An 8062-nucleotide genomic window follows, 5' to 3' on the forward strand; every position below is an offset into this window, starting at 1 on the left:
TTTATTTCCTGTGTTCATAACATAGCTGCTACAGCAAGTATTTAAAAAAATATAAAAAAATATAAAAAGCTAAAGAAGCCGCTATTTTAGCGGCTTCTTTAGCTTTTTAAAATAGTAAATTACTTAACATAGAGAGCATCTCATTGGACAAATAATTAATTATGTGAAACAATAATAACAGATAAGGAGACGTTAATTTTCCTTAAGTGCTTCGAATTAATTTTATTCAATAAGAGAAGGTGTGCTTAAAGAAGTTAAATTAAATAAGGAGCTGTTTTATTATATGCAACAAAATAATGATTTAAATTTTGAACCTCAAGACGTTAATATTGTCAATCCTAAACAAGCCAGGAAAGCAGTAATTGCTACTGGTATAGGAAACGCAATGGAGTGGTTTGACTTCGGATTATACGCGTATTTAGCGGTTATTTTAAGTCAATTATTCTTCTCAGGTGTTGATAATAGTGGATTGCAGCTTGTACTTACATTCGGTACATTTGCAGCAGCCTTTCTCGTTCGACCAATCGGAGGTGTATTCTTTGGTAGAATAGGAGATAAGTACGGCCGAAAAATCGTGTTAAGTACTACTATTATTTTAATGGCACTTTCTACATTATTCATCGCATTACTACCAACCTATGAACAAATTGGTGTATGGGCACCAATACTACTTTTAGTTGCCCGAATGATTCAAGGCTTCTCTACAGGCGGCGAATATTCAGGTGCAATGGTTTATATCGCAGAATCTTCTCCAGATAAAAAGCGTGGTATACTCGGTAGTGGTCTTGAAATTGGAACACTCTCAGGTTACATTGCTGCATCGGTAATTGTTACCATTTTGACGTTATTGTTAACAGATGAGCAAATGCTCAGCTGGGGATGGCGTATTCCGTTCTTAGTAGCTGCACCAATTGGTTTGGTCGGTTTATACTTACGCCGTCATCTAGATGAATCTCCAATCTTTGAAGAGATGGAAAAAGCACAAGAGGAATCTGAAGACAATGAACAATTTTCATTTATGGATATTATTAAATATCACAAAAAAGACTTCTTATTAAGCACAGTAATTGTCGCCTTCTTTAATATTACAAATTATATGATTCTTTCGTATATTCCTTCTTATCTAACTCAAGTACTTAAAGTCGAAGAAACAACAGGCTTATTAATTATTTCTATTACGATGGCACTTATGATTCCACTAGCACTATATTTCGGTAAGTTAAGTGATAAAATTGGTAATAAACGCGTTGTGCAAATTGGTTTACTTGGTTTAACTGTATTTGCAATTCCAGCATTTTTACTAATAGGTAACGGACATATTGCAGCTATATTTGCAGGTATTTTCGTACTAGGTTTCTTCTTAAGTGTATATGAAGGAACATTACCTTCATTATTACCATCACTCTTTTTCACCGATGTACGTTATCGAGCACTTTCGATCTCATTTAATATTTCTGTATCGATATTCGGTGGAACAACACCGCTCGTATGTTCATACTTAGTTCATGCAACTGGTAACCCGCTCGCACCGGCATTTTATTTAGCAGGTGTAAGTATTATTGGATTAGTTGTATTTAGTGTACTATTTGTTACGACTTCAGGGCGTGCGCTAAAAGGTTCATATCCTACAGTAGAAACGAAAAAAGAAGCACACCTAATCGCTAAAGAAGACCCTGAAGAAACACTTTGGTGGCATGAAGAGTCATTAGAAATTGAAGCAGGGAAGAATGCTTCCATTTAAAAAGCAACGTAGAAGTATAAAAAGACTCCTATGAATAAATAACGGGTTCAGTTACGGGAGAGAAAATATAAAATAACAAACAAAAAAGGGATGTAAATCACATATGATTTAGCATCCTTTTTTATATTGTTATTAAAATGTTTAAGCACTTTTATGTACTCTTGCTATTTTATATACTAAAACCATTGCTAAATTGGTTGTCTAGAAAGACCTTTAATGATAGCTCGTGGAGATGGTAAAAGTTATATCTATTCTAATTTTAATCCAAAATACGCACAAATGGCTCTAACGATAATTCGAACCCATTATAACTTTTGTATGCCATTTACCACAAACGAAGGGAAAAAGAAAACAGTAAAAACACCAGTATAACGATTGGGTATTACTGGAAAATTGTTTGATTTAAAAGATATAATTTAATTTAGATAGTTCACTCAAATAATGGTGGACTATATTTTTTTAAAGGTAAATGGAAAATTACGTTAAAATAATTATAGAGATTGTGAAAAAATGTTCTTAAACTAACGGTCAGGTTACTTTAAGCAGGATTTTTCAAAGGAAATGGTGAATATCATATTTTGAAGGGGTGATTGCAGTGAAGTAAGTGATTTTTTTATCTTGGTTAAATACTTTGAAGAAAGGGATTTATAATTATGAACACAAAACTAATAATAGTAGAAGGTTTACCTGGATTTGGAAAATCAACCACTGCAAAGCTAATAAATGAAATTCTAAGCCAAAATAAAATTGAAGTTGAACTATTTTTAGAGGGAAATTTGAACCATCCAGCCGACTATGATGGTGTATCTTGTTTTAATAAATTTGAATTTGATAGATTATTATCTAACAGTGGAGATTTTAAAGAAGTGCTTCTTAAAAGAGTTCTAAAAAAAGGAAGCAATTATTTATTACCATACAGAAAGATAAAAAATGAGTTTGGTGATCAGTTTTCGGACGAATTATTTAACGATATTTCAAAAAACGATATATATGAATTGTCATTCGATAAAAATGTTGAATTAATTGCTGACAAATGGAATGACTTTACTGAAAGTGCTCTAGAAGACAATAAGGTTTATATCTTTGAATGTTGTTTCATACAAAACTCATTAACTATTGGGATGATTAAATATGGTGAACAAAAAGAAAAAATAATAAATTATGTAATGAAAGTTGCAAAAATTATAGAGAATTTAAATCCAATGTTATTGTATGTAGAACAAGATAATCTTGAATTTTCATTTAGGAAGGCACTAAAAGAAAGAACTCCAGAATGGTCCACAGGAATCGTCGACTATTACACTAACCAAGGCTATGGGAAAGAACATAACCATTCAGGTGTAGAAGGAGCGATAAAAGTTCTTGAAGCTAGAAGGAATTTAGAATTAGAAATATTCGATATGTTAAAAATGAAAAAAGAAAAAATCAATAATACAAAATATGAAATTGACTCATATAGCTCAATGTTAAAAGATAAGTTAACAATACAAATGGTGAAATAGCTTTTTGCACTAACTGGTACTTTAGTTGAAGAAGGAAATGAAAACGCTCAGAATATTTTCTGAGCGTTTTAGTTTGCTATTTATAATGCGAAATACATACAAATTATTGTGTTATTTCTAATGGTTATTAGCATTTTTCTCTCCCTAAACTGAGCACATGAATGAAAAAATAGGAGTCTTTTGTTGTCTTATTTCTTTCTTTTCTTCAAATGTTTTTGATATGCATAAAGCTTATGAATCTCTTCCTTAAATTCATGCAGAAGTACAATGCTTTTACCATTTGAATAACGCACCGTATTATAAGCATCTATAATAATATCACTTTGAATATTTACATCTTCTTCATCATGTATTCTTTCTAGCCAAGCCTCAACAGTTTCTCCCCGTTTTCTATTTAAAGGAGGGGTTAACTTACTCTCTAGCTTGAAAATTTCCTTCCGAATTTCGTTATGTGGCGGTTTATTTCGTTTAAAACGATTTTGGCTCATTCCTTCTTTATCAGTAATGATAGTAGATTCGAAGACGTGCATATTTGGTAAACTTAAATGTTTTCGTTTTTTTACTATTTTCCAAACGACGTAAATAGCGATAGCTGTACAGACTATTATTGTAGCGCTATTTATGAGTATTGGATCAAAATCAGGAATTTTTTTTCCGTCTTCAATTTTTGGTTTTAAGAGATGTCCTTTATTTGCCCAAACATCTTCAGTATCTTTTAATTCCGCTGCTTTAATTAATGGCATTAAAGCATAGCCGACGCCTAATGCGACTACTTCCGTTATAAAACCAAAAATAAGTCGAATGAAAGGAAATATTTGAACAATTAATATACTCATTAAGCCAATCGTAATGATAGAAGCAAAACGTAATAGTTGTTGTTTGCGATTTGCCCCGGTTAACCAAAATGTAATCATAAGATGCAAGGCTAACATTAATAGTTTCCACAACGGTGGAAAGGGTGCATAAAATATAACTGAAACGACAAACCATACAATACCACCTAAAGATTTTTGAACTGGATATCCAGGTCCGACCACATGTACGATAAAGAAAAATAGTGGTAATATGATTGTGCCAAAAAGAGAAAAAGGTAAAAATAAAGAGAAAAGAACGATTTGAAGAACTAAAAGTATTACAAATCCTGTTGTTTTTTTCTGCATAAATTTATGAATAAGAAATACTCCAATATAGCCTGTTGTTAAAAATATTGCAATACTAATTAGTTCATCTCTTTCTGTTAATAATGAAAGCAGGAGGAGCAGAATGAAATCATGAATGTGATATAGCCAAGTTTTCAACCGATTCCACCATCCCTTCACTAGTAATGAGAAACGTTGGCTGCGAGAGAAGAGGGAGTTCATTTCTTTGTAAACCAATGTATATCATTGTAGACGATCGTTCTCTCTTTCTCGTTACATAATGAAGGAATCCTTGTTTCGGAAGTAACGTACTATCATCTGAAATACGGGCTAATTCTTCTAAAGCTTTTGCATATTGCGTTTGCCCTTCATGTAACGATAAATGTAATGCACCACCTTCTGCTAATACACTAATAAATAATTCAAACGGTATTTGATGCTTCGTTGCATATTGGCAAATGTATGTTGCGAATGAAATTAAATCTTCAACATTATCTTTCCAACCAAATCCACGATCGGCAGCTAAAGAAAGACAAATCGTCCAACTATAATTTTTTACAGGTTCATATTGCTTCGCTTGTAATTCCTGCATTTTAGCAGATGCCTTCCAATGAATAGAACGGAATGATTCACGTTCATAGCGTTTTACACCTATAATAGATGTTTCGTCATTGTAAAAAGAAAAATTCGTTTGATAGGATCCGATTAAAAGTTGCTGAAGTTCTTGCAAACCTGCTACTTCTTTAGGAGAAGGATACACAATAATTTCAGTCCTTAATTTATCAAAAACAGGTAAATGTACAGTTAATAGATGAAATGGATCTTTTAATACACATTCAAACTGTTCAATTTGAAACACCCCACGCTTCGTAGCGGTTAATGTTAAATCCCATTTTTGTGCCGAATGTGCAGGTTGTGAAAATGGGAAAGAGAATAACGTTTTTGATATTTGTTCAATGCCTTGCTCTTTATGCGGTATAAGGGACGAATTTAAATGAAAGTAACAAACACCATTAACGAGCGGTATGCTGGCTCCATTTTTTAAATGAATAAAAAACTGTCCAGATTCCTCAGGAAAAAGCCGTGTAGTTTGTTTCTCATTTATGATTTGAAACTTCTTCTCTATGAAAGCGACATATTTATAAATAAAAATCGCAAATATATAATAGAAGAAAAAGAGAAACATAAGCATTCGTTGCGGGAAAAAGAATGTGAAAAGTAACGCGATTGGAACGGTTAGTTGAATAATATGAAGTTGAAAAAATAAAGGTACAGTTACAACGCGCTGTCCATTCATGCTTGCTCAATCTCCACGGGTACATCAACTTCTTTTAAAATACTTTGCATAATATCATTTTTTGTCGTACGTAATGCACCTTCCATTGATAAGACGATACGGTGATTCCAAACAGAAGGAACTAACAATTGTATATCTTCTGGTGTGCAATATTCTCTCCCATGTAAAAAGGCTAAAGCTTGAACAGCACGTACTAAAGCTAATGTGGCACGTGGGCTTACACCGTTAGCGATATAATCATGATTTCTTGTAGCATGAGCAAGTTTAATAATGTAATGTTCTAACGGTTCCGAAACAAATATTTCTTTTACTCGTTTTTGAGCTTCTAAAATATCTTCTAATGAGATGACAGATGTGACACTTTCTAATGGTAAATCGTTCCGAAAACGTCGCATCATTTGTAACTCATCTTTAGGAGTTGGATAACCAATTGAAATCGTCATTAAAAAGCGATCAAGCTGTGCATCTGGAAGAGGGAAAGTCCCTTGTGATTCGATTGGGTTTTGCGTCGCAATAACAAAGAACGGTTTCGGCAGAGGCGTAGATTTTTTTTCGAGCGTCACTTGTCGTTCTTCCATCGCTTCTAACAAACTCGACTGCGTTCTCGGCATTGCACGGTTAATTTCATCTGCTAGCAAAATGTTTGTCATAACCGGTCCAATTCTTAATTCGAATTCGCTTGTTTTTGGGTTGAAGTATTCAATACCTGTTACATCACTTGGAAGTACATCAGGGGTGAATTGAACGCGAGAAAAACTACCACCAATACTTTTGGAAATGGTTTTCGCCAGTAACGTTTTCCCAGTACCAGGCACGTCTTCGAGTAGTGCATGTCCATCAGCAAGAAGTGAAACGAGCAGTAGATCAATAACATTTTCTTTCCCAACAAACACAGATCCGATGTTTTCTTTCAATTTATGTATCATATGTACCATTCCTTTCATTATAAAAGAGCTAATATTTCTATATTTTAACAAATTATTCAGAAAATTTGTATGGTTTTTTAATTCAAAGAAATGGATATTTAATTATTAAATTACTCTTCCATATTTTGGAATATGATTATACAATATCGATATGTGATGTATCGCAAGTCGATATATCATAAGGCGATGCATCGGAGGTAGTTATAATGAATGCGAAGGCGCAAAAATATATTCCGTTAACTGAGGCGACATATTACATACTGTTATCACTAGTGAAACCAATGCACGGATATGGAATTATGCAAATGGTAGAAGAGATGACAAATGGGGAAGTAAAGCTTGGTCCTGGTACTTTATACGGGAATACGACGAAGTTACTAAAAGAGAAGTTAATTGTTGAAGTTGCCTCTACAGATAGAAAGAAGTGCTATGAGTTAACGCCGTTTGGGAGAGAAGTGCTGGAATGGAGTACAACAGATTACAGCGGTCTGTAAAGAATGGAAACAGTATATTAGGGGAGTGAATGGAAGATGGAGACAAAGAAGATATTCAAACCTTTCGCAGTATGGAGCTTAGAAAAAGAAGAAGCGTATTTACGTAAAATGCATCAACAAGGCTGGGCGTTACAAAAGTATAACGTAATGTATAGGTTTAAGAAAACTGAGCCGAAAGATGTAGTATATAAAGCAGACTTTAGATTAGAGTATAAAGATTCGACAGAAAAACAAAAAGAATATATCGAAATATATGAAATGTGTGGTTGGAAACATGTAACGAGTTTTGCGAAGTGGAATTACTTTTGTAAAGAAGTAGAAGAGGAAAATGAGTTACCTGATATTTATTCAGACAAAGAAACGAAGATACAAAAACTTGTTGAATTGATACAGTTCGTTGCAATTATGTTTGTAATGTTAATTCCAGTGCTTTACTTATGTTTTCTTGGAGTATCAGAATCAGGATTATATAAAGGTATGGTAGGGTTTTTAGTTTGTATATATTTATATGCGTTTATTAATTTATTTAGGAAGATTAAAAAGTTAAAAAAGGAAATATTTTAACAAAGAGTGATATTCTTAGAGAAGATATATATTGATGGGAATCAACTTCTCTAATTTCTATATATATTTTTTTTGTTCATTCTTTTTTATATAATAAAAGACCAACTTTTTAATTCATAGAACTAACAGTTACAAAGATAATATCAGTAACAACACCTAAAAAAATCATAAATGAAGAAGAAATAATCAACAATAACGAACTAGCAATTAATATTAATTTATTAGATTTTTGATTTTAAAAATGGTAGTAAAGTAAAAGACTACAAATAGTAGAAACAATCCATATTGTTAGATCGTAAGGAGTCGTTATTTTCTCCCAATCGAAAATCCAAAAGTAAAAGATGACTATATGACAAGTTAATAGTAGAAATATTGATGGAAGCGTTATCTTTTTATTGT

The 8062-nt window shown here is 32.6% G+C and carries 6 protein-coding genes and 3 pseudogenes; 5 read left to right on the plus strand and 4 right to left on the minus strand.

Annotated elements, in window-relative coordinates; translation table 11 throughout:
* The first annotated feature begins 283 nt into the window (after nucleotides 1–283).
* From DN403_RS29585 to DN403_RS29590, 3 genes and pseudogenes are all read left to right on the plus strand, one after another.
* On the plus strand, nucleotides 284–1741 hold the full coding sequence (locus DN403_RS29585; protein WP_001186930.1) for an MFS transporter: 1458 nt from the start codon (nucleotides 284–286) through the stop codon (nucleotides 1739–1741).
* A 192-nt stretch (nucleotides 1742–1933) separates the two neighbouring features.
* Nucleotides 1934–2113 (plus strand): annotated as a pseudogene (locus tag DN403_RS32470) (hypothetical protein); the annotation flags it as partial.
* A 281-nt stretch (nucleotides 2114–2394) separates the two neighbouring features.
* Nucleotides 2395–3243, plus strand: coding sequence for a P-loop NTPase family protein (locus DN403_RS29590; RefSeq protein ID WP_001093193.1), 849 nt, complete (start codon nucleotides 2395–2397; stop codon nucleotides 3241–3243).
* Nucleotides 3244–3431: 188 nt separating this feature from the next.
* Here the strand turns inward: DN403_RS29590 and DN403_RS29595 are convergent, their stop codons facing one another.
* The 3 genes from DN403_RS29595 to DN403_RS29605 are packed head-to-tail and all read right to left on the minus strand — an operon-like array spanning nucleotide 3432 to nucleotide 6605.
* Nucleotides 3432–4541: a DUF4018 domain-containing protein gene (locus DN403_RS29595; protein ID WP_000860493.1), complete on the minus strand. Its 1110-nt coding sequence runs from the start codon at nucleotides 4539–4541 to the stop codon at nucleotides 3432–3434.
* On the minus strand, nucleotides 4513–5679 hold the full coding sequence (locus tag DN403_RS29600) for a DUF58 domain-containing protein (protein WP_001014386.1): 1167 nt from the start codon (nucleotides 5677–5679) through the stop codon (nucleotides 4513–4515). Before DN403_RS29600 ends, DN403_RS29595 begins: the two co-directional genes overlap by 29 nt.
* A complete protein-coding gene (locus DN403_RS29605; protein WP_000581417.1) occupies nucleotides 5676–6605 on the minus strand; it encodes an AAA family ATPase in 930 nt (309 codons plus the stop codon). Before DN403_RS29605 ends, DN403_RS29600 begins: the two co-directional genes overlap by 4 nt.
* A gap of 206 nt (nucleotides 6606–6811) precedes the next feature.
* On the opposite strand from DN403_RS29605, the pseudogene DN403_RS29610 reads away from it, so the two are divergent.
* Nucleotides 6812–7128 (plus strand): annotated as a pseudogene (locus tag DN403_RS29610) (PadR family transcriptional regulator).
* Between the two features lie 7 nt (nucleotides 7129–7135).
* The gene (locus DN403_RS29615) at nucleotides 7136–7663 is read left to right on the plus strand and encodes a DUF2812 domain-containing protein (RefSeq protein ID WP_000448309.1); all 528 of its coding nucleotides are present in this window, start codon (nucleotides 7136–7138) and stop codon (nucleotides 7661–7663) included.
* Nucleotides 7664–7772: 109 nt separating this feature from the next.
* Here the strand turns inward: DN403_RS29615 and DN403_RS32075 are convergent.
* Nucleotides 7773–8062: pseudogene (locus tag DN403_RS32075) on the minus strand (hypothetical protein); the annotation flags it as partial.

This window comes from Bacillus sp. AY2-1 (genome assembly GCF_008368965.1).
GTDB lineage: Bacteria > Bacillota > Bacilli > Bacillales > Bacillaceae_G > Bacillus_A > Bacillus_A thuringiensis_S.